The sequence below is a fragment of the Paraphotobacterium marinum genome, assembly GCF_002216855.1.
GTDB lineage: Bacteria > Pseudomonadota > Gammaproteobacteria > Enterobacterales > Vibrionaceae > Paraphotobacterium > Paraphotobacterium marinum.
In genome coordinates, this window is record NZ_CP022356.1 from 1,093,672 (window position 1) to 1,116,822 (window position 23,151).

The following is a 23,151-nucleotide window of genomic DNA, read 5'->3' on the forward strand; positions in this document are numbered from 1 at the left end:
AAATTTTGAGCATGATAATGCTTTACGTAACGTTAATGTCAATAAACGAGAATAAATAATTTAGGATAATGGTTGCCTGGCCATTTTATTAAAAAATTTAAAGGAGAAGTATAACTTTTTTAAAGAAATAATACTTGATTTTTTTTGCTCATTTATTGAAATTTATATATCAAGGAACTGATTCTTTAGAAAGTTAACTTATTTTACTTAGCAAAATAAGGACTTTTGTCCTTAGTTTTCAGAAAAAGAGAATTTTTCTCTAAATTTTTAAGTACTAATTTAATTATTACAGCTAAATAAACTCAGCTTAATCTATTGAAAAAAAAAGCACAATAATATGTGCTTTTTTGATTTTTTCTATTGTTGTTTAATTAATAGTTCCAATTCTATTGAATCTAACCCCTGAAGGTATCCAAGAATCCTTTTTGAAATCAAAGCTGATCCAAATAAAGGTCGCTTTACCAATTAGCTCTTGCTCAGATAAAAAGCCCCAATAGCGACTATCAAGACTATTATCTCGATTATCTCCCATCGCAAAATAGTGTCCCTTTGGAACGACCCAGGTATCATAAGGCTCATTTTTTTGATGATAAATAGGCGGTAAATACTCAGCAATATTTGGAGGCAAATTGGGTGTAATTAAAATATGGTGGGCAACTTTACCCAGTTGCTCTTTGTATTCATCCATAGGCTCATTGGTCATTTCACTAATATAAGAGCTTTGCTTCAAGAATGTTTTCGGCACTGCTTCAAGTTTATTATTACAGGTTTTATCTGCTGAGTGACATGCTTTTTTAATGTAAAGTTGATGATCTTTATAAACAATGGTGTCGCCAGGCAAACCAATAATTCTTTTAATCAGATTAATTTTAGGATTACTTGGATCGGTAAATACAGCGATATCCCCTCGATGAGGCTCTCCAGTTGGGATTATTTTCTGATGAAAAACGGGATCATATATGCCATAAGAAAACTTTTGCACGAGAATGAAGTCACCAGGAAGTAACGTTGGCATCATAGAGCCAGAAGGAATTTGGAAAGGCTCAAATACAAAACTTCGAATAAACCAGACAATGAATAAGACTGTAAAAAGAGATGCTAAAAACTCACTGGTTGTTTGTTTCTTTTTTGGAGGCTTTGCTTCCGATACGTTAGATTCAGCTAATACAGCCATTTTTTTCTTTTTACGCTCACGCAGCCAAAAAACAAAACAGACAAAAGTAAGTATTGTTAACCCAGCAGAAAACAAATCTGCCGTATTAAAATTTAACATAAATATTTAATTCCAAAATTTAAAATATATAACAAAGTACTGTTACCATATAAAAAAGTCAATTATTTGGTTATATTTAATTTATTATTATATTTGAAAAAGAATCTTTTACAGAAACTGATACAAATAAACAAAATGAATTCGATAAATAGTGCAATGATAAAACCTATGACTAAACCGGTTGCGATTGCTCTTGGAGTTAAAGTTATCTTGTAATCATAATTAATGATAACTTCATGTCTAATTTCAGGAAAAGGATTTTTCAATATGATCCAATAGCTTTTGATGTTGTCTTTTTTCAAAATATCGTTATATTTCTTGAGGTTATTATATCTATTATATAAGTTTACAATGGTTTCACCACCAGAGGAAAACACCCTATCTTTAGAAGAACGATAATATGAAATAAGATCATTTAAGTTACCGTTAAAATATTTATCAGCATCTTTTTGATAAGAATTGAGCGTACTTTGAGATTCCAAAAAATGTGAGTTTAATGCATTTTTATAGTTGTTTACTAGAGAGGGGAGTTGAATACCAACTAATACGCTCCCAATAAGTATCATTAATTTTGAATATTCAATTATTTTTTTCATCATTAAAAAAGTACTGGTATAAAAATAGTATTAAGCATTATGAAAATAAAAAAAAGTCCATAACGTATTTTCTTTACGGACACCTTTTGACGAAAATCAGATTCACAAAAGGGACATACATATGTCAGGTTTTTTGAAAGCTTCAAAGATTTTATGGGTAAATAACTTTCACAATTTTCACATTGTTTCATTTTTTAAATCATACTATGAAAATACATTTATTTATATTACACTTTAGAAAATTATTAATATAGTTTTATTTTAGCTTACAATTCAACAAGGATGTTATATGAATACAATAATATCATTTTTATCTAATATGGGCTCCTATTTAACTCCGTGGCTTCATGATATATCCGCAGGTATGGTTGCATGCCTCTTAGTTATTTTTGGTGCTGATATTAATAAATTCATTAAGAAAAAACTGGGCGCTCAAAACTTTATTTTAAGAACATTCGTTTTTATTATTGTGAATGCCTTTGTTTTTGGTCTTGTCATCATAAAACTCTCACCTTGGGTTGAATATCAATTGGGAAGTATCCCAACAGAATGGATGTTTTTAGTTGTCGTTGGTGTTTTCGTTTTCTTTGGTGTTTGGGCACAAAAAAATGGTCAAGCTTAGGTAAAACCAATCTCTTAAATCAACTCAATTTTGAAAAACCTGGAGAATAAATTTTATGTTAAACTTTAATACGGCAGATTTGTTTTCTGCTGGGTTAACAATACTTACTTTTGTCTGTTTTGTTTTTTGGCTTCGTGAGCGTAAAAAGAAAAAAATGGCTGTATTAGCTGAATCTAACGTATCGGAAGCAAAGCCTCAAAAAAAGAAACAAACAACCAGTGAGTTTTTAGCATCTCTTTTTACAGTCTTGTTCATTGTCTGGTTCATTCGAAGTTTTGTATTTGAGCCTTTCCAAATTCCCTCACGTTCTATGATGCCAACGTTACTTCCTGGTGACTTCATTCTCGTGCAAAAGTTTTCTTATGGCATATATGATCCCGTTTTTCATCATAAAATCATTCCAACTGGAGAGCCTCATCGAGGGGATATCGCTGTATTTACCGATCCAAGTAATCCTAAAATTAATCTGATTAAAAGAATTATTGGTTTGCCTGGCGACACCATTGTTTATAAAGATCATCAACTTTACATTAAAAAAGCGTGTCACTCAGCAGATAAAACCTGTAATAATAAACTTGAAGCAGTACCGAAAACATTCTTGAAGCAAAGTTCTTATATTAGTGAAATTAACAATCAACCTATGGATGAATACAAAGAGCAACTGGGTCAAGTTGCTCATCATATTTTAATTACACCCAATTTACCTCCAAATATTGCAGAGTATTACCCACCTATTTATCATCAAAAAAATGAGCCTTATGATACTTGGGTCGTTCCAAAGGGACACTATTTTGCGATGGGAGATAATCGAGACAATAGCAAAGATAGCCGATATTGGGGCTTTTTGTCTGAGCAAGATCTAATTGGTAAAGCGACCTTTATATGGATTAGCTTTGATTTCAAAAAGGACTCATGGATACCCTCTGATGTTAGATTTAACCGCATAGGGCTTTTAGACTAATATTATATATAGCCAAGGGTGCTTTAGATGAAGATTTATACATGAATATATTTCTCGTTGTTTTAACTTTAATTTCTTTAATGTGCTATATATTTACGCATATTTCCTACAGTAGATTTTATGCATTAATAAAGCGAGATAATAACGTATCACGCTTTATTTATATTCTTTATCACTCAAGGGTACTTGCTGAGTTCTCAAAATGGCTACCTTTCCTATTAGTTTTCACATTTGTAAAATTATTTATCATTGAACCCTTTATAATTGTTACCAATAGTATGAGCAAAACTTTAAATTCTGGTGACGTGACTTTAGTGAATAAAATGGCATATCGAATTAATATTCCTTTAACATCAATAAAATTAGTTTCACTGTCTAGCCCTAAACGAGGTGATGTGATTGCGTTTAAAGGGAATACTAATAATCCTATAAACCAAGTAAACCGTATTATTGGGTTGCCCGGAGATACATTAAAATATCAAGATAAAGAGCTATATATAAAGAAAAAATGTTATGAAGGCTTATGCCCAAACTGGGAAAAAATAGAGAAAAATTATACTTCAATGACTAAACAAAAAGCAGAATATATGGAAAATAACTTAATTGAGTATAAACAAAAATTAGATGGTAAAAGTTTTAAGATTCTTAACAATGATATGTTAACGAGCAATCTTGTGGGAGATACTTTCCAGCAAAAAAACACACCAGAAAATGTATGGGTTATTCCTGAAAAGCATTATTTTGTAATGGGTGATAATAGAGATAATAGTTACGATAGTCGGTTTTTTGGATTTGTACCGGAAAAAAATATTATAGGTAATGTAGCATACAACATTTTAAATATTCAATTGAATCACAATAAAAGTTGGTTGTTTTGGTTACCCCAAAGAATATCCTTTAATAATTCAGGTACTATACAGTAGATCGAATTTATTATAATGTTTTTTGATAAATGAAAAACGATGAAAATTTCGTCACATTATTAGTGCATTTAGCAATTTTAGAAACAATAAAATTATGAACCATACCAAAAATAAGACTCTTTATTTTTTTATTACAAAAAAAGAACTAGTTATACATTAATCATTTTGTAGAAAAGCTATTCAGTTATACTTTTAGTCAAGAGCATATTAACTGTGGCATTTTATTACTAAGATTGATTTTATAGTGTGAATATGTTTTTTTTTGATGCAGGTTTTAATAATATTATTTTTTTTATTTAAATGTTCTTTTTGATTTACATTACCCTTGTTGAAATTGTATATTTTATGTGTGGGACTGATTATTATTTTTTTAAGTAAAAAATTTATGTTAATAATGAAATAAGAATTTTTAAATTCTTATTTAAAGTTTTAATTTTTAATAAAGATGAAAGGATTATTATGAAAAAAGTAGGTATAGCTGTTTTAGTATGTTTGTCATTAGGAGTTACAGCTTGTGCACAAAACCCATATGGTGATGCTTATACGACATCAAGTGCTAGAAAAGTTCAAAATGTACAGTATGGTACAGTTGTTAATTTAGAGCCTGTTACAATTGATGATAAAACGGGAAATGTTATCGGTACTGTAAGTGGAGCTGTGTTAGGTGGTATTGCAGGTAGTGCGATAGGTGGCGGCACAGGAAACCTTCTTGCAACTGCAGGTGGAGCTATTCTAGGGGGCGCTGCTGGTAATGCTGTTGGTGGTGCTATTGGTAAGAGTAATGGTGTTAATATCACAATAAGATTAGATAACGGTAGAACAATTTCTGTAGTTCAAGCTGTTAATAAGAGAGTTTTATTTAAGAAAGGCGATAGAGTTCAAGTTAACAGACAAGGACAAACTGCGAGAGTTTCTTTAGCTAATTAAAAATATAGTAAATAATTAGAAAGTAAAAATAAAATAAAAAATACAGTGGCGAATGTAAGGTATTCAATTCTTTTCTCCCATTGTATTTTTTTATGATAATGTGGAACGTGAATAAAGATCATAATCACTGAAGTGACGCAAATTAGAAAAAAAAGATTTCCAAAAATAAAGATAATGGATGTAAAAAATCATTCATCTCAAAAACCAAACAAAACGACATATAATAAATTTAAATAAGAAATTTAAAAAAGCATGAATAAGATTAATTTTTTGAGAAGTATATATCTAATAGCTTTCAACTTTTAATTAGGTAAGGAATATTTACTTACGAAATCAATAAATATTTTTAGTTTTTCTGGCTGGTACTCTCTGTGGTTATATATGAGGTATTTATCCCTGATATTGGATGACCAATCTGGGAGAATATGAATTAACTCTCCATTTTTTATATAATTTCTGACAAGGATGTCTGGTATTAATGTTATACCCAGCCCAGATAAACAGGCTTTTTTGACGAGATCGATTTCATTGACCTCAAAACGAGCTTTGTCACTTATTGTCACAACCTCATTAAGTGAATTTTTAAGACTCCACCTGAGCAAAGGTTTGCCTTTTAAAAGGGCATGTTGATGGAGATCATTTGCATGTTTTGGCATAGGGTTATGTTTTAAATATTCGGGTGAAGCAACAAGAATATCTGCCAAAGTTCCCAGCTTTCTTGCAATTAAGGTTGAGTCACGAAGGCGTCCAGCTCTAAATATCACATCCCAATCCGTAGGATCCAATGTTTCTGGCTCGTTACTTGTTTCCAGTAAGACATCAATTTGAGGATATTGCTGCATGAAATCATTTAAAAGTGGTTGTAGACCATATTTAATAAAATTTGCAGGAGAAGCAATTTTCAATTGACCAGCTGCACCCATACATTCTTCTGTAATACTTTCAGCACTATTAACTATTTTTTGTAATAAAGGGCCGCATTCGTTGTAAAACTTTTCACCAGCTTCAGTTAAAGATAATTTTCTAGCATGTCTGTTGAGTAATCGAATGTTTAAAGAATCTTCTAATGCTTGTATTCGTCTTGTCATTGTCGCTACAGGCACAGTTGATTTTCTTGATGCTGCAGTATAACTTCCATTTTCTACAACTAACCTAAAAAGGTTTAAGTCATCTAGTAACTTCATATATTTTACCTTCCCAGTTTCTTCAAAATTCCATGTTAAATGAAATGGTTATATTTAAGGTAGTATTATAACGTGATTTAACTCAAAAAAAAAGCACTTGAAGTGCTTTTTTTCAGAAGTGCTCTTTATTAGAATGTATATGTTGCGCCAACTGTGAATAGATCCATACTATTCGTGTTGCTATTTGGACCGAAGCCACCATCACCAAATGTATGTGTCCAAGCAGCATTTAAAGCTATATTTTGATTTAAAGCATACTGACCACCAGCAGAGATAATTGGTTGCCAATTAGTTTTTCTTGGACCTGGATCATAGTCGTTTGTGACATAAGACATACCAGCTTTACCGATTAAGCTCCATTGTTGATCTAAATTGAACTTAGCTACACCTAATAGATTTATTTGATCAATGCTATTGTCAGTACCGCGTTTTGAAGCATCGGCTAACAGATCTGTATAACCAATTTCAGGACCAAAAGCTGCTCTATCAGAAGTTTGGAATAGATAACCACCTTTAATACCGAATGTTAATGGTGTGTTATGAGCACCACTTACACTTGCAAGACCTAGATCAGCTCCAACATATGGACCAGTTTTCGCAAATGCACTTGTTGAAACACAAACTGCGCCAATTACGAGTGGTAATAGTAGTTTTTTCATTATTTTTCCTTAAGTTTATTTTGTTAGCAAATTATAAAACATCTATTGTTCATAATGTCAGCTAATTGTAAAAAAATATTTATAATTTCCTTAATTGAATACTGTATTAAATTCTAATTATGAAGTCAATATATCTTAAGTTTAATATTAAGTTATTCAGCAAATATTAATGTAAAATTATATTTATAAATACGGATCTGGTTCACCCTCTGGCCTAGTTTTCAAAAATCTTAAAATCCACATATATTGTTCGGGATGCTCTTTTATGTATTCCTCTATACATACATTCATTTTTCTTGCATCACTGATATCAGAGGAAGGGAAATTATCAAAGATAGGAGAGAAATTGATTTCAAAAACATTTTCAGATGTATTATACCCAACCAATAAAGGTAAGACGATCGAATCTGTAATGCGTGCTAAACGACCAAGACCTGTTAATGTGGCTTTGGTTGTATCAAAAAAATCAACAAATACACTTGATTCTGGGCCTAAATCTTCATCAGGTAGGTAGTACCCTATATACTTGTCTTTTTTTATTGATTTAATAAAGGGTTTTATTCCACCACTTCTGAGATAAACTCTTCCGCCAAATTGAACTCTTTGTTTATGCATTAAGTATTCAAATACGGGATTTCTTTGTTTTTTAGCCATCGCTGATACAGGAAAACCTAAAGAAGCTAAATAAATGGCGGGAATGTCAATTGCCCAAGTATGTGGAACAAGCAAAATGATATTCTTCTTCGAAGAAAGAGCCAAATCTAGATATTTTTGGTTATGAACTTTTACATGTCGATGGAGCCAATTTTTTCCTTTAAAAGAAACGGAAGAAATAGTAAGAAAAAAGCATACTGCTGTAACATATTGTTCAAACAAGATAGATTCAATTTCTTCAGAGCTTTTTTGTGTAAAACACAATTTTAAGTTTGCTCTGGCTCTCTTATTTACCTTGTTTTTTAATTTTACCAGTCTTTTTGAAATAAATTTTGCAAACTTTAACTGTATTGAGTGAGGTAACCAAGAAATTATATTACAAAGCACTAAACTGAACCAAGTTAACCAGTGTTTAGGATACAAGAATTTAAAACTAAATTTAGGGTTATACGCATTTGGATCAAAGTGACTATTCATGAGAATTCTTATTGTTATATTTGTATTGATTATAAATGAGAAACTTTCTCTTGACTATCCGCAAAATTGTAAATTTGTTTTTAAAAGATGTTAGATTGACATCTTAGCTGTTCGGGTTTAGTATTTCAGCCAAATATTAATTTGTTTTTAGATGATGAAATACTTAGAGTTACTAGATAATGGTCATTGGACACCGATAGAATTAAATAATGTAAGCTTGTCATTGAAAACTAAAAATATATTGATAGCAAACTCCTCCTTGTCACATATTCTAAAAATGTACTGTAATGTTTTTAGCGTACAATTATTAAATTTACCTGAATCGAACATTTTTGGTATTGAAAAAGAATCAATGCTTAAACGTTCTGTTGTTTTAAAAGGTGATGGTGTTGATTGGGTTGTAGCTCAATCTTTTTTTAGAAAAGATGTTAAAGATCTTCAATACCTTCAGTTAACAAAAAGTAAAGAACCCATCGGTTTTAATATTTTTAAATCTCAAAAAACAAAACGCCAAGATTTGAGGATTTATTCTTTTAAATATCAAGAACAACATTTATTAGCTCGTAAATCAACAATAATCTTCCATGAAAATCCTATATATCTCCAAGAAATTTTTTTGAAAGAATGCCCTATATATAATTTAAGTTAAATAATTTGATATAGATCCTTGAAAATATTTGAATTTTTGATCTTTTAGTCTTGAATTTTTATTAATTTGATGAAAATATACACATATTGTTAATTTAATAAGCCGTAAATTTTTAAACAATTTACAACCCGATTAACAACAATAAAATCAGTAGTCTTAATTTATTTCAAGGATGTTTTAATTTTAAGAGGTGTTTTATGTTAAATGGTAAAGTATGTATTGTAACAGGCGGTGCTCAGGGTATTGGGAAATGTATTGCTGAAACTTTTTTAAAAAATCATGCTAAAGCAGTATATGTTTGCGATATGAATATCAGTGAATTATCTGATATGAAAGCAAAATATTCGAATCTATATCCTGTAGAGCTTAATGTAACCGATAGAAATGGAGTAGCTCAGTTTGTTCATGGCGTGATGCAAGAGCAAGGACATATTGATGTTTTGATAAATAATGCAGGTATTACAAGAGATAATCTTTTGGATAAGATGTCTGAACAAGAATGGGATTTAGTTTTAGACGTTAATCTTAAAGGTATTTTTAATATGACACAACTTGTTGCGCCAATTATGGTTGAACAAAACGCAGGCTCGATTGTTTCTATGTCTTCAATTGTGGGTACAGATGGTAACATAGGTCAAACGAATTATGCTGCTTCTAAGGGTGGGTTAATTGCAATGAGTAAAAGTTGGGCGAAGGAGTTTGCTAGAAAAGGAGCGCAGGTCAGGGTTAATTGTATTGCACCAGGATTTGTAGAAACACCAATGACAGTTAATTTGCCAGAAAAAGTAATAAGCTACATGAAAGGGAAAACCCCTTTGGGTAGAATGGGGAAACCTGAAGATATCGCAAATGGCGTCCTATTTTTGTCATCTGAACAATCAGCATTCATAACGGGACAAGTTTTAAAAATTGATGGTGGTTTAGTTATTTAAAGCAAATATTTACTGAAAAAATGCATTTTTTTTACATAAATATTAAACTAGATAATAAATAACATTTGATTAATGTGTGAGTGATGCAACTTTTAAAACAATTTGAAGTATTATTCCTAAATTATAAAGGGTTACATACTCGCACTAATGTCCATGAAATTTCTAATTTATTAAATTGCTCTTTGAGAAATGCTAGAAATGTTCTTAAAAATTAGATAATGCTGGCTGGATCAAATGGAGTCCCGCGATTGGAAGAACGCATGTTTCTGAATTAGAGTTTTTAGAAACACTTATTTCACTTCAACGCAAACAAGTACTGGATCTTCTGATTAGAAATGACTATCGTCAAATTGATAAGAGTTTTATTCTAAAAAATAAATTTAACTTTGATGAGGTTTGGTTAGAACAATATCTAGGTCAAGTTTCAATTTATCGTCTACCAATTAAATTTTCGCAGTTTCATATAACTCAATTTAAAACTAAAAGTTTATCAGATCAAAATCTCCTTGATAAATTTGTATTTAATAATTTAGTTTCTTTAGATCTAAAAAGCGGTAATATTAAGCCTCATTTATGTGATAAGTTTGAGCTTTTATCAGATCAAGTTACTTGGCGATTTTATTTAAGGAAAAATATTTTCTGTCATGATGGACGCATTCTTAATACCTTGAGTGTTTTGAAAGCATTACAACACAATCTTCATAATAATATGATTTATAAACATATTGTTGATATGAATGCCAAAAAAAACTGGATTGATTTTACTTTAAAGCACAAAGATTTAATGTTCCCTTTTCTAATGACACGTCCTGAAGCAACTATTAGAATGATAGGATTAGATGGCGAGCTAATTGGAACAGGCCCCTATGTTTATAAAGAAAGTACGAATCAAGTCATTTCTTTTCAATTATTTGAACATTTTTATAATTTATCTCCGTCTTATGATGAAATAGAATTAATTAATTTAGATAATAAGTTTTTTAATATGTTAGAAACACTTAATCATGATAGGGTTGGATTTATTCGGAAGAACTATTCTCAGTTAAATGGAAGTGGGATAATTTATATGTTTATTAATCAAAACAATCCAAATATACAATGTTTGCATGAGTTGTTAAGCCCAGAATGCTTAATTCAAACAAATCCAAACTTAATTTCGAAATACAAGCTTCAAAACTCCTTTTTCTTTGATAAAAACGATGATTTACATTCAGATATGATTGAAGTAAATGAACCTACTCTAATAAATAACAAACAAGTTATTAAAATTGGATTTTTTAAAGATCGTCTTGTTGATCATGACATTGCTGAAACTTGTCAAAAATACTTACGTTCAATGGGTTTTCATGTATCTTTAGTTAAATTAGATTATATCAAATTTTTAAATCAAAATTCTGCAGATGCCTTTGATGTTTTAATTACAAGCAGCTATTACTGTAAATTAATCGATTTAATGTATGAAATTAACCTAATATTAAGAGCACTGGATGCATCTAATAATATGGAAAATACCAAATTATTAAATGATTTTTTGCAGAATAATTCACGAGCAGAAGTAACTGCCAAACAATTAAATGATTGTTTTTATCAATTAATGGAACAAAAAATTTGTAAGCCTCTATTTCATCAGAAGAAGTTAAATTACATTTTAATTCCTGAAATAAACTTAACTTTAAGGGAAATAGATCCAACTTTTGTCTAAAAATTCTAACATTAACAACTAAAATCAATATATTTCTTATTTTAATTTCTTTATAATTAAAAAACATTAAAATTCTTGCACATCCCTTTATGAAATCAATTCTAACAATATGTTTTAGTTTACTCTTTTTACCATTTTATTCTTATGCTAGTACTCAGAACCTAAGTTATAACTTTACAAACAGTTGGGTAGGTTACATTTGTGTTGGTATTTTTGTTATCGCTTATATTTTTGTGATGTTTGAAGAAAAACTTCAATTAAAAAAATCGAAACCAGTATTGTTAGCTGCGGGGTTAATTTGGCTCATTATTGGATTTTATTTTTCATCGAAAGGATTAAGTGAAGTTGCACGTGATGTTTTAAAGCATAATTTAGAAGAATATGCAGAGCTATTACTTTTTCTGTTGGTGGCTATGACTTACATAAGTGCAATGGAAGAACGCAGGGTCTTTGATAAATTAAAAGCTTGGCTCATTGAGAAAGAATTTTCTTACACAAAACTTTTTTGGATCACTGGGATCTTATCTTTTTGTATCTCACCCATTGCTGATAACCTAACAACTGCACTCTTAATGTGTGCAGTTGTTTTGAAAGTTGGAAAAGGTAACTTAAAGTTTATTAATTTAGCTTGCATTAATATAGTATTAGCTGCTAATGCTGGTGGTGCATTTAGCCCATTTGGTGATATTACCACTCTAATGGTTTGGCAAGATAGACATGCAACCTTTTTCCAATTCTTTTATTTGTTTATTCCTGCAGTTGTAAATTATATGATTCCTGCATTAATCATGTCCTTTTTCATATCCAAAGAAACTCCATTAAAAACAATAGAAAATGTTGAGTTAAAAAGAGGTGCTAAACGCATTATTGCTTTATTTTTAGTAACTGTTTGTACATCAGTCTTTTTTCACGCAGCGCTTGATTTGCCGCCAGCAATCGGCATGATGATGGGCTTGGCATATCTTCAATTATTTGGATTTTTCTTACAGAAAACGTTACCAAAATCATTAGAAAAAAAGAAGAATTTAGCTAGATTAAATAATGATATGGATAAATTAGAAAGATTAGGATCAGTGGTTCCTTTTGATGTCTTTAAAAGGATTTCATTGGCTGAATGGGATACTTTACTCTTTTTTTATGGAGTCGTATTAAGTGTTGGCGGTTTGAGCCTTCTTGGTTATTTAAGCGTCTTATCTAATGTTATGTATACTCATTGGAATCCAATCTATGCAAATTCTTTAGTTGGGATTATTTCGGCCATAATTGATAATATCCCGGTTATGTTCGCAGTACTTTCAATGGAACCACATATGAGCTTGGGTAATTGGTTATTAATCACTTTAACAGCAGGTGTAGGGGGTAGTTTATTGTCCATTGGATCGGCAGCAGGTGTGGCCTTAATGGGAGCGGCTCATGGCAAATATACCTTCATGGGACATTTAAAGTGGACGCCCGTTATTTTCTTAGGATATGTTGCCAGCATTATTACCCATCTATTTATAAACGCCAATTTATTTTAAAATGGATCAATTTTGGAGCAGTGCCTTATTTTAGGGCATTTTTTTATTTATAATCAATTGATTTTATTGGTTTTTTTTTGGCATCAAGTTTGCATAATAATTTATGAGCTTTATTCATTTTTCTGGAGGGTTCAATTATGTTTGAAAGAAGCCAACAATATAAACTATTAAAAAATGCCAGAAGAAAAAACGTACACATTAAGATTAATCCATTAGGTTATTTAACACTTGAATTAAAAAATGGTAACAAAAGATATTTAAAAGCAAAATTTGAAGATATTCATTTCACACATGGCAAGCAGTCGACCAAGGTAAGAGTCAAGCCTCAATCTGATAAAAAAGATTGGCTCATTCATTTAGAGCATCAAGATGCACAAGATTTAAAAATAAAATCAAAGAAGCTGAAGATGACTTTGAAAGTTTGATGGATCAGTTATAAACTTATAAGTCTAGGGAAATATTGTTTGTATTTGATAAGTAGTTTTCGAGGTTTATATGATTATTAAATCACGTCGATATGTTATTCAGGGAAAAATAAAATTGCCTTCACAAGTTATGGTTAACCCAACAGGCGAGATTACCGTACTAATTCAAGATCAAAATAGAAGACTAGAAGCGAGTTTTGAAGATGTTATTTTTCAACGTAAAAAACATACCACTGCACTGAAATGTAAAAATTGCAATTCTACCTCGAAACGTTGTAAATGGGTCTTAGAGCTTAATCATGAAGATGCATACGAATTAAAATGTTTAATGGATGAAGCTGAAGAAGAGCTTGAAACGTTAATGTGTGACCTATAATTATAATGGATTTGTTTTTAAGTACTTATGGTCTAATCTTAAAAGATAATTTGTTTTATTAGAGAAATAAATATGAATATTTTTAATTTAGATGCAGATTTCAGAATTGATGAGCTTTTACATGATCCAGAGCATAAACATATTTTTGGTGTTGAAATGAAAGATAGTGAACTAGTTGACTACAATCAAAATGAACTTGTGGATAGAAAATAGTTTATTAAATGAATGTAACTAAAGATAATATTTAAAATTAACTCTTGTCTTGTAAAATAAGCACCATGTTAATTGTTAGGCATGGTGCTATAAAGTTTAAAATTTATAATTTACACCGACGAATATATTGTTTGTTTGCAATACAAGGTCTCCGTCATCAAAATCATTACCGATGTCCTTACCAGATGTGTCTCCATCTATGTAAGTATAAGTAGCTTCCAAAGAAAATTGCTCGGTTAGGTTAAAGCCAGCACCCAGACTACCGGTAAATTTCCAAGCATCCTGATTTTGTTTGAAAGATTTACCTTGAATGTTCTCTTTAGTCTCCCCATTGACATAAGCTACACCAGCTTTAGCAAATAAATAGAAATCATCATTTATGGGAAATTGAGCTCTTGCGACTAGAGGAATATAGTAATCATTTTCATATTTAACACTAGCATTAATACCAAGAGCATTAAGACTATATTTAGGTGAGTACCCAAACATACCAATACCAATTTCAGGACCAAGTAAAAAATAATCTGTTATCGGAAATAATACTCCACCATTAATTTCACCGACAAATCCATCATCATCTTTTTTGTTAAAACCATAGCTTTGCCCAGCCGCAGTAGTAATATCGGCGTCTGGTAAGTCAGTAAAAGAGTAACCCACTTGAGCACCTATATATGGTACTGGATCAGCATAAGCTACTCCGGCCATTCCAGTGCATAATGCAATGCCTAATAACGTTTTTTTCATAATGTATACCTTGTTTATTTGTGAATTTATTTCAAAAAATCAATAACAAAAAATTATCGATTTATAAAATTAAAATTAGCAAATAAAAAATAATGTGCAAATAGAAAAATTTTATTTATGCGATTTATATCGCGTAAGCTTAGATGTTTGAAATATGTCTTATGAAGATAACTAATTGAAAATAATATTTATTTTAAAGAATGAATTTCTATTCAAATATCAGTATCAACTTTGAGATTTTAAAAGAAAAAAGGCTTGTGGTATGAACTTTATTAAAGCTAACTGGAGGTGAGTATTGACTCCAGTCATAAGAAATTTCAAATATTATTAGAAGCTGTAATTTACACCAACTGAAACATTTTGGAAACGAGATGTATTATTTTTTCGTGTGTTTGAATTATCTATGTCATCACCATCTACATAATTATAAGAGGCTTCAAGCGCTAAGTTTTGAGATAGGTTATATCCAGCACCTAAACCAAAAGATGCATGCCAATCGCTATTATCATAACTCAGACCAGAATCCTTTTGAGTTTGGCTGACATACGTGATACCAGCTTTACCAAAAAAATACAGTTCATTACTAACTTGCCATTGTAGTTTAGCCATAACTGGAACATAGTAATTTGTATCTAGCTTCCAACCAGCTTCTTTAGGGCTATAAAAGTTAGTTCCTAATCCCATTTCAGGACCTAAAGATAAGCTACTTGTTAAAGGAAATAAATAGCCAGCATGGATGTCGCCACTTAAACCATTATCATGACTACTCTTATTACCTAAGTTCATCCAGGAATATCCGCCTTGAACACCGACATAAGGGCCTACTCCACTTGCAGATGCAGTTCCAACAAAGCCAGCTATCAATGCTGTAGCTAATAGAATTTTTTTCATAAAAATATCCTTGATTATTTTGTACGTTGTTTTTTATCTGTGTTTATATTAACTAAAATTAAGTAAATTTCAACGAATAAGTATAATTTATACTTCCAAAATAAGTTTGGTTAAGGAGTTATTAAGTTAAGTGTCGAATATGTTAAAGATGGGGAAAGGAATCCCGAAGGGACTTCGGGATTTTAAAAGAAATTGGATTATTTCACACCCAATTGTTGTAATCGTTCTTGTAAATATGATTGGGCGGTGTATCTTTCGGATAAAATAACATCTGGTCTTGGGTGTAAAAACAAGGGTAAAGAAATTCTAGATTTATCAGAGCCTTTACCAGTAGGATTAATGACGCGATGAGAAGTTGAAGGATAATAGCCTTGAGTTGTCTCTTGGAGCATATCGCCTATATTAACGATTAGCGTACCAAAATCAGAGGGCACGTCAATCCATTCGCCTGACTTTGTTTTGACCTGAAGTCCCGGCTCATTTGAGGCTGGGAGTATTGTAATTAAATTGATATCTTCATGTGCCGCAGCACGAATTGCACCAGGCTCTTCGTCTCCCTTCATTGGAGGGTAGTGAAGTACCCTTAAAAGAGACTGACTACTGTTTTCTATCATTTCTGTTAGAGGTTGAGAAAAATGCTGCTTGATATTTTCAGGCGTATTATCTTCAATTTTTTGAAGTAAATCTTTAGCAAATAGAATTGTTGTGTCGTAGTAATCTAAAATTTCATGTCGCAATTGATTTGGAATTTGACCCCACGGATAGATGTGAAAATATTCTTTAATATCCTTTACAGTATGATTTTTAGCAACTTCTGAAATAGAAGACGGAAAAAAACCATCTTGAGTGTCTTTATTAAAAATAAAGTTATTTTTCTCATCAGTGTTAAAAAAATTGGCCCAGTTTTGATAAATCGTTTGTACTTTATTTTTAGAAATGGGATGATTTTTAATTACACCAAAACCTGTTTCTTTTAAAGACTCAGCAAAATCTTTGCCGAAATTTTCAGAATTATAATCTATTGCTTGTAGTATCATTTTAAAATTGTATGTGTTATAAAGATGTCTTAAATGATATCACAAATAATAAAAAAACGCTTTCTTAAAATAAAAATACAAGATTTGAAAATGAAAAAAAAATTAAATTTGGTTTTAACATTACTACCAGCATTTTTCTTGATAGGTTCATTTAGTACTTTTATTGAAATATTTCTGCCTATTCTTAAGCATCATTTTAACATCAATTATGCAACATTATCCCTATTTGATACCGCTTTCTTCATTACTTATGCCTTTATGTCGGTAATTATTGCATTTGTCGTAGATAAAGTCGGCTTAAAAAAAGGGTTTCTTATGGCTCTTGGTATTTTAATTTTAAGTTGTGTGAATTGGGGTATATTATTTAGATTGAACAATGCCAGTATATATTACTTTTTAATAAATACTTTCATCATGGCAGTCGGTGTGGTGGTTTTATTTATAATTTGTGAGTATGTAGGACTCTTTTATTCTGATAAAAAAGATACTGGAAAATTATCTATGTTTCAGTCAATGCATTCTCTGGGTGCATTTCTCACGCCTTTTGTGATCAGTACAATTATCTATTCGAAAAGTGAAATTAATCATAAATCTTTTGAAAACTTATCAAATCTATCTTTTATTTTCATCATATTTATAATATTAAGTATTGTTTTAATGACCCGTGTAAAGTATATCAATGCACCTCACCTAAGCAGCAAATTTGATAAGAGTTCAAGTTCCAACTGGAATGCAGAGCGATTTTATAAATGGTTGGCATTATTTCTTTATGTAGGAGTAGAGGTAACACTTGCTACATTTTTAATGAACCAAGCAATTTCTAAGTTTGAGGTTTCGCCTTCCTTTGGTGCTAAGTTATTTACCACTTATTGGCTTTTAATGATTGTAGGTAGATTTATCGGTGGTTTCTTGATTGCTCCTAACAATGAAAAGAAACTAGTTTTTATAATGTGCAGCATCAATATTATATTGGTTGGATTTTCTGTATTTTCGTATTCAATCTGGGGATTGTTAGCATTAACTGCAACTGGCTTATTGAATGCTATTTTATTTCCATTGTTATTTAGTTTAGGTTTCCAAAACAAGGAATCTTTGAACATCAAGCAGTCAGGTGTTATGGCAACGGCTATTTCTGGAGGCGCTATTGTTCCTTTATTTACTGGCCTTTTAGCAGATACATTTAGTTTAAATTCTAGTTTATTTTTGAGTATTATTTGCTATCTATTAATTATATTCTTACAACGTTCATTACCTAAGAAAGTTAATTCAGTTACCAATTGTTAATGAATAGCCCAGAGATAATATTTACAGAATAGACTTAATATATTTCTATATGCGCACATTTAATTGATGAGAATCAAGTGTTTTTAGATAAAACTTTGTTATTAATTTATGTGATTTTTCTTTTAATTGGTGTCTTCAAAGAGTTTTATATAAAATTTTTCTTTTAAAATATATTTATTTTGGAAGGGATGAAAAAATTAGAAAGTATTATTTTTATCATAGAGTTACAAAAAAATTGTGATGAATTTTGGCATATATTTTGTGTTTAAATCAAGATTAAATTTCATCAAATCCATGCATATACATTTCGTTTACTCAACACATTTTAGGTACATTAATCCCAAAGTTATCGACTTTTTTATCTATTTAAGAAAAAATAAAAATTTGAAAAACTTAAAAGTAAAGATATAAATTACTGTTTTTAATTTAAATTTGGAATATCTTTATTCTATTTATAAATTCGATTCTAACAATACAATTTAACTAATAAGATAGATAAAATAATAAGTTTATATCCTGGAAGGTATTTAAATTTGTATTTAAATAAGTTAATTTATGTAAGATTTTGTCATCTTTAATATTTTTGAAATAAAAGTGACATAAACTCTTAGGGAATAATTCAAAACTTTTGATATGGACATTTAAAGGTAATTAAAATCCTAGTAAGTTTCAGTTCTAAATGTCTTTATTCTTTTTGTTTTAGGACAATTGTCCTATTCATGTTGTTTTGAGTTTGTTATTCTCATTTTAAATTATTTGAACAGGAAATACTTTTCATGAAAAAATTGAAATTTATAAAAAATATTTTTACATATGGACAAAATAAAATTTTAAGTTTTAGTATTTTATTTTTTTTAGGTTGTAACCAAGCTTTTGCAATGGGTATGGATCAAGGTGGAGACATGCCATGGGAAGGACCTTTACAAAAAATTATGGACTCATTAACTGGACCTGTCGCAAGAATATTAGCTGTATTAGTCATTGTTATGGCTGGATTTGGTATTGCTTTTGGTGAGTCAGGCTCTGGAGTAAGAAGATTACTACAAATTGTAATGGGCTTAGCTATCGTATTTGGAGCAGCAAGTATTGTTGCAAGTTTATTTGGCGGCGATTCAAGCGGAATAGCTATCTAATTTACGAGGTTTATCATGAACTCAGTTCCAGGGTTTCAGATTTCGGTTCACAGTGCACTTACGAAACCTATTTTGATGATGGGAGCTTCAAGAAGTTTTACGCTTCTTAATGCTTTTACATGTCTTGCATTATTATTTGGCTTTCATTCTTTGATAGTCATTCCAGTATCCATTTTAATCCAAATAATTGCAGGACAAATCACCAAAAAAGATCCAAATGGGTTTGAGATTTTATTAAGGCATATCAAACAAAAAAATTATTATAAAGTGTGAGTTTATGTTTAATTTAACTGAATTTAGAAAAAAAGCGGATCGAATGACGGATCTTTTACCTTGGGCAGCACTTGTTCATCCTGGGGTAATGCTGAATAAAGATGGTTCTTTAATGCAAGTCATGCAATATAGAGGACCAGATATTGAGTCTTCGACCCCATCACAGTTGGTTTCAGCTACAGCTAGACTTAATAATGCATTGAAAAGATTAAATGCTGGATGGGCATTATTTATAGAAGCTAGAAGAGAGCAGGCGGTAGCCTACCCTAAAGAACAACATTTTCCAGATCCAGTTAGCTTATTAGTAGACTCTGAAAGAAGTGCACTTTTTCAAAGCGAACAAGAGCACTTTGAAAGTCATTATTATATTACTTTCGTTTATTTACCGCCCAAAGATATCGTTTCAAATCAATCAAAATTTTTTATTTCTGAAACTGGCAACAGAAAACAACAGAATTCATATAAAAATGAATTAGACTATTTTTTGACGACGACAAGAAAAATTTTAGATATTTTGCAAGATTTTATGTTTGAATCTAACGTTTTGGATGATGAGTCTTTATTAACCTATTTGCATTCATGCGTATCATTAAAAAAACAAAAGCTGTTAGTTCCAGAAACACCGATGTACTTAGATGCCTTTATTGCAGATACTCCTTTAACAGGAGGATTATCTCCAATGTTAGGAGATGTTTATCTGAAAACTATATCTATCATGGGTTTTCCAGGTACTTCAACTCCAGCGATTTTAGATCAGCTCAACCATTTGCCTATTGAATATCGTTGGGTCTCTAGATATTTACCTCTTGATAAGCTTGATGCTGAAAAAATGCTTAAAACATATCGAAGGCAATGGTTTTCAAAGAGAAAAGGGATGCTTTCAATGTTAACTGAAGTATTTTCCAAAAGTGAAAGTCCGCTGCAAGATAGTGCTGCAATGAGAAATGCTCAAGATGCTGATATTGCAATGGAGGAGTTGGCTGATGACCATGTGTCTTTTGGTTATTCTACTTTTACTGTGACTGTATGGGATAAAGATCAAAATCATGCAATTGAAAAAGCAAGAGAAATAGAGCGAGTGATTAATGGTTTGGGCTTCACGACAATCTGTGAGTCGATGAATGCTGTTGAGGCTTGGCTATCATCCATTCCTGGTAACACTGTTGCAAATGTTAGAATGCCATTAATACATAGTCTTAATTTATCTCATTTAATTCCTTTTTCTGCTTTATGGGCTGGACCTGAAAAAAATAAACATTTGAATGCTCCTCCGTTATTATATGCTCGAACAAGTGGAAATACGCCATTTAGACTTTCAAATCATATCAATGATGTCGGACATCAGATGATTATTGGACCAACTGGCGCAGGTAAATCTGTTTTATTATCGACTATGGCACTTCAATTTCTTCGATATAAAGACGCACAAGTTTTTGTATTTGATAAAGGTGGCAGTTTCCTTTCTTCAACATTTGCTGTTGATGGTCATTATTATAATGTGGGAAGTCCTGACCCTTCAGGTTTAGTTTTTCAACCTCTTGCTCATATTAATGAAGAGTCTGAGAGAATTTGGGCTAATGATTGGATTTTAGGGATTATATCAAATGAAAATATTGAAATTACACCAGAAATTAAAGAAGTCGTTTGGAATGCACTCAATAACTTAGCCAATTTTGAGGCTCATCAAAGAACAATGACAGGTCTAAAGGCGCTGATTCAAAATCAACAAGTGAGGTTGGCGCTTGATTCATATGTCATTGGAGGAGCTTATGGTCATATTCTAGATAGTGATACGGAAGTTTTTTATAAAAAGAATTGGCAATGTTTTGAAATGGAAGAATTAATGGATATGCCAGATGTTATTCCACCCGTTCTTTCATATCTTTTTCATGTACTAGAAAAAAGATTTGATGGCCGTCCAACTATGATGATATTGGATGAGGCTTGGTTATTTTTGGATAACCCAATTTTTGCCAATAAGATTAGAGGATGGTTGAAGACTTTAAGAAAATTTAACGTATCTGTAATTTTTGCAACTCAATCAGTTGAAGATACGATTGATAGTGATATTGCATCCGCTTTAATAGAGTCTTGTCCTTCTCGAATATTTCTTCCAAATGATAGGGCACTAGAGCCTAATGTAAAAAAACATTATATCGACTTAGGACTTAATGAAACCCAGGTTAATATTCTGGCCAATGCTATTCCGAAAAGACAATATTATTTTGAGTCTCCAGAAGGAAATGCTCTATTTGATCTAGCTCTTGGGCCCATAACACTGGCGATTGTTGCTTCATCAAAATCAGAAGACAAAAAGAAGATTAAAGAATTGCATCTTGAATCTGATCATAATGCATATTTGAAGAATTTTTTTAATTATAAAAATTTAAATTGGGTATCAAGCTTGATGGAAACTTCTGATGACTGAATTTAAATCAAAGCAACCACAAAATTATAATTATGGCGAAGTCACTACTCCTTTTAATCAAAATAACCAAAGATGGGATCATCCCATTGGTGAAAAATTAGAAAAGGCAAGTAAATGGAGAGTTTATACAATCACACTTCTTTCCATAGCATTAATTTTAGTTTTTCTGATATTGGTTACAGCTAATACATTTAAAATTAATGTATTGACAAGCCAAGTGAGCAAATCTGGCTTTGTGATCTCAAAAGGGGTATTAACAAAGCCTGAGAATATACAAAATGATTTTCAAATTTTAAAAATAACCTTTATTAAAAATATTTTAGAGTCTTTTTTTAAGTCTCAAAATAATCATAAGTTTATGTCAGAAGATAGTTTTCAAAAACTAAACTTTTTAAAAAAAGAAAACCTGAAATTTGTGAAAATAGCAAATGTTAAGCCTCTTGGTAGCAACATATTCATCATTAATTATGATGTTAAACAAAAGGGTGTCATATTGAAGCGAAGTATTAAGGCTATAGTTGCCACAAAGAAAGTAACTGATAATAAAGACCTTAATATCAACCCATTACAGTTATTTTTGCAACGTGTTGAATTAAAAGCTTATAAGCAAGAGAAAGATAAAAATGAATAACAAATATATCAAAGCTCAAAATGAGTGGAATGATCGATTGGGCTCTGCTGATAAGCAGATCAAAAACTGGAAGCTTGCCTTTTTTTCAAGTTTGATCATTGTAATACTTTTATCAATTGCGTTTATTATAACATTGATGAGACAGCAAAATTTTGTTTATGTTGCTGAAGTAAAACCAAATGAGCAAATTGCAAATATTCACCCTATTTTAAATAGAGTCACTGCGACTAAGGTTCAAGAGGAAGCTTTCGTTTCAGATTTTATTAAGGATATAATGAATATTCCTTTAGATCCTGTCGTTCTTCAAAAACAATGGGTCAATGCTTTTTCTTCTTCCGAAGGACGAGCAAAAGATCAATTAAATCAAATTATTCGAAAAGATCGACCATTTAAAAATGTTGGCCAGATAACAAGGGAAATTAAGCTTATTAATTTTAATGCGTTAAGTGATCATACTTATGAGTTTAATTGGGAAGCAAAAACTTATGCTCGATCTGGCAAAGAAATTTCATCTGAATTGTTTCATGGCAGCTTTACCGTTCAAACGTCACAAGAAAAGCCGGCTTCAAGCTTTGAGGCATTACAGAATCCATTTAATTTAAAAATCGCTTATTTTGACTTTAGTAAAAAGGGGTAA

Annotated in this window: 25 protein-coding genes and 1 pseudogene; 18 read left to right on the plus strand and 8 right to left on the minus strand. The window is 30.9% G+C overall.

All coding sequences use genetic code 11. From position 1 onward, the window contains the following. Window positions 1-367 precede the first annotated feature (367 nt). Both lepB (CF386_RS12265) and CF386_RS12270 read right to left on the minus strand, forming a co-directional pair. Window positions 368-1,273 (minus strand): signal peptidase I, encoded by a 906-nt coding sequence (gene lepB / locus CF386_RS12265; RefSeq protein WP_089074715.1) that lies wholly within the window; start codon window positions 1,271-1,273, stop codon window positions 368-370. Window positions 1,274-1,335: 62 nt separating this feature from the next. Then, on the minus strand, window positions 1,336-1,872 hold the full coding sequence (locus tag CF386_RS12270) for a DUF2937 family protein (protein WP_089074716.1): 537 nt from the start codon (window positions 1,870-1,872) through the stop codon (window positions 1,336-1,338). A gap of 286 nt (window positions 1,873-2,158) precedes the next feature. On the opposite strand from CF386_RS12270, the gene CF386_RS12275 reads away from it, so the two are divergent. From CF386_RS12275 to CF386_RS12290, 4 genes are all read left to right on the plus strand, one after another. Further along, entirely contained in the window at window positions 2,159-2,491 is a 333-nt protein-coding gene (locus tag CF386_RS12275; RefSeq protein WP_089074717.1) for a DUF3392 domain-containing protein, read from the plus strand. 55 nt (window positions 2,492-2,546) lie between these two features. Beyond that, window positions 2,547-3,452, plus strand: a complete 906-nt coding sequence (gene lepB, locus CF386_RS12280) for a signal peptidase I (RefSeq protein ID WP_089074718.1) — start codon at window positions 2,547-2,549, stop codon at window positions 3,450-3,452. A 41-nt stretch (window positions 3,453-3,493) separates the two neighbouring features. After that, complete coding sequence (gene lepB / locus CF386_RS12285; protein WP_089074719.1) at window positions 3,494-4,375, plus strand: signal peptidase I; 882 nt, start codon at window positions 3,494-3,496, stop codon at window positions 4,373-4,375. A 459-nt stretch (window positions 4,376-4,834) separates the two neighbouring features. Next, window positions 4,835-5,302 carry an outer membrane lipoprotein gene (locus CF386_RS12290; RefSeq protein ID WP_089074720.1) on the plus strand — a complete coding sequence of 156 codons (468 nt, stop codon included), beginning with the start codon at window positions 4,835-4,837 and terminating at the stop codon, window positions 5,300-5,302. A 302-nt stretch (window positions 5,303-5,604) separates the two neighbouring features. Here CF386_RS12290 and CF386_RS12295 read toward each other — a convergent pair whose 3' ends face one another. The 3 genes from CF386_RS12295 to CF386_RS12305 all read right to left on the minus strand — a co-directional run bounded on the left by CF386_RS12295 (window position 5,605) and on the right by CF386_RS12305 (window position 8,276). Then, window positions 5,605-6,486, minus strand: coding sequence for a LysR family transcriptional regulator (locus tag CF386_RS12295; protein ID WP_089074721.1), 882 nt, complete (start codon window positions 6,484-6,486; stop codon window positions 5,605-5,607). Between the two features lie 128 nt (window positions 6,487-6,614). Next, a complete protein-coding gene (locus CF386_RS12300) occupies window positions 6,615-7,145 on the minus strand; it encodes an outer membrane protein (RefSeq protein WP_089074722.1) in 531 nt (176 codons plus the stop codon). A 183-nt stretch (window positions 7,146-7,328) separates the two neighbouring features. After that, window positions 7,329-8,276, minus strand: coding sequence for a lipid A biosynthesis (KDO)2-(lauroyl)-lipid IVA acyltransferase (locus CF386_RS12305; protein WP_089074723.1), 948 nt, complete (start codon window positions 8,274-8,276; stop codon window positions 7,329-7,331). A gap of 151 nt (window positions 8,277-8,427) precedes the next feature. On the opposite strand from CF386_RS12305, the gene CF386_RS12310 reads away from it, so the two are divergent. The 8 genes and pseudogenes from CF386_RS12310 to CF386_RS12895 all read left to right on the plus strand — a co-directional run bounded on the left by CF386_RS12310 (window position 8,428) and on the right by CF386_RS12895 (window position 14,093). After that, a complete protein-coding gene (locus CF386_RS12310; protein ID WP_089074724.1) occupies window positions 8,428-8,925 on the plus strand; it encodes a chorismate--pyruvate lyase family protein in 498 nt (165 codons plus the stop codon). 197 nt (window positions 8,926-9,122) lie between these two features. Further along, the gene (gene fabG / locus CF386_RS12315; protein ID WP_089074725.1) at window positions 9,123-9,857 is read left to right on the plus strand and encodes a 3-oxoacyl-ACP reductase FabG; all 735 of its coding nucleotides are present in this window, start codon (window positions 9,123-9,125) and stop codon (window positions 9,855-9,857) included. A gap of 83 nt (window positions 9,858-9,940) precedes the next feature. Further along, a pseudogene (locus tag CF386_RS13770) lies at window positions 9,941-10,197 on the plus strand (SgrR family transcriptional regulator); the annotation flags it as partial. Between the two features lie 219 nt (window positions 10,198-10,416). Then, on the plus strand, window positions 10,417-11,559 hold the full coding sequence (locus tag CF386_RS12330) for an ABC transporter substrate-binding protein (protein ID WP_225971808.1): 1,143 nt from the start codon (window positions 10,417-10,419) through the stop codon (window positions 11,557-11,559). A gap of 89 nt (window positions 11,560-11,648) precedes the next feature. Then, the gene (nhaD, locus tag CF386_RS12335; protein ID WP_089074728.1) at window positions 11,649-13,079 is read left to right on the plus strand and encodes a sodium:proton antiporter NhaD; all 1,431 of its coding nucleotides are present in this window, start codon (window positions 11,649-11,651) and stop codon (window positions 13,077-13,079) included. Between the two features lie 137 nt (window positions 13,080-13,216). Further along, window positions 13,217-13,504: a hypothetical protein gene (locus CF386_RS12340; RefSeq protein ID WP_089074729.1), complete on the plus strand. Its 288-nt coding sequence runs from the start codon at window positions 13,217-13,219 to the stop codon at window positions 13,502-13,504. 70 nt (window positions 13,505-13,574) lie between these two features. Beyond that, window positions 13,575-13,880 carry a hypothetical protein gene (locus CF386_RS12345; RefSeq protein WP_089074730.1) on the plus strand — a complete coding sequence of 102 codons (306 nt, stop codon included), beginning with the start codon at window positions 13,575-13,577 and terminating at the stop codon, window positions 13,878-13,880. Between the two features lie 72 nt (window positions 13,881-13,952). Then, entirely contained in the window at window positions 13,953-14,093 is a 141-nt protein-coding gene (locus tag CF386_RS12895) for a hypothetical protein (RefSeq protein WP_158522421.1), read from the plus strand. 96 nt (window positions 14,094-14,189) lie between these two features. On the opposite strand, the gene CF386_RS12350 is transcribed toward CF386_RS12895, so the two are convergent. From CF386_RS12350 to CF386_RS12360, 3 genes are all read right to left on the minus strand, one after another. Next, window positions 14,190-14,837, minus strand: a complete 648-nt coding sequence (locus CF386_RS12350; RefSeq protein WP_089074731.1) for an outer membrane protein — start codon at window positions 14,835-14,837, stop codon at window positions 14,190-14,192. 327 nt (window positions 14,838-15,164) lie between these two features. Beyond that, a complete protein-coding gene (locus tag CF386_RS12355) occupies window positions 15,165-15,728 on the minus strand; it encodes a porin family protein (RefSeq protein WP_089074732.1) in 564 nt (187 codons plus the stop codon). A 197-nt stretch (window positions 15,729-15,925) separates the two neighbouring features. Then, window positions 15,926-16,765, minus strand: a complete 840-nt coding sequence (locus CF386_RS12360) for an isopenicillin N synthase family dioxygenase (RefSeq protein ID WP_089074733.1) — start codon at window positions 16,763-16,765, stop codon at window positions 15,926-15,928. 90 nt (window positions 16,766-16,855) lie between these two features. Between CF386_RS12360 and CF386_RS12365 the strand changes: the two genes are divergently transcribed. The 6 genes from CF386_RS12365 (at window position 16,856) to CF386_RS12390 (ending at window position 23,151) form a co-directional block, all read left to right on the plus strand. After that, complete coding sequence (locus CF386_RS12365; RefSeq protein WP_158522422.1) at window positions 16,856-18,049, plus strand: MFS transporter; 1,194 nt, start codon at window positions 16,856-16,858, stop codon at window positions 18,047-18,049. 776 nt (window positions 18,050-18,825) lie between these two features. Continuing rightward, window positions 18,826-19,182, plus strand: a complete 357-nt coding sequence (locus tag CF386_RS12370; RefSeq protein WP_089074735.1) for a TrbC/VirB2 family protein — start codon at window positions 18,826-18,828, stop codon at window positions 19,180-19,182. Between the two features lie 15 nt (window positions 19,183-19,197). Continuing rightward, entirely contained in the window at window positions 19,198-19,455 is a 258-nt protein-coding gene (locus tag CF386_RS12375; RefSeq protein ID WP_089074736.1) for a VirB3 family type IV secretion system protein, read from the plus strand. A gap of 4 nt (window positions 19,456-19,459) precedes the next feature. Continuing rightward, on the plus strand, window positions 19,460-21,883 hold the full coding sequence (gene trbE / locus CF386_RS12380; RefSeq protein ID WP_089074737.1) for a conjugal transfer protein TrbE: 2,424 nt from the start codon (window positions 19,460-19,462) through the stop codon (window positions 21,881-21,883). Continuing rightward, window positions 21,876-22,514, plus strand: a complete 639-nt coding sequence (locus CF386_RS12385; RefSeq protein WP_089074738.1) for a hypothetical protein — start codon at window positions 21,876-21,878, stop codon at window positions 22,512-22,514. The genes trbE and CF386_RS12385 overlap by 8 nt, the downstream gene beginning before the upstream one ends. After that, window positions 22,507-23,151: a type IV secretion system protein gene (locus CF386_RS12390; RefSeq protein ID WP_089074739.1), complete on the plus strand. Its 645-nt coding sequence runs from the start codon at window positions 22,507-22,509 to the stop codon at window positions 23,149-23,151. Before CF386_RS12385 ends, CF386_RS12390 begins: the two co-directional genes overlap by 8 nt.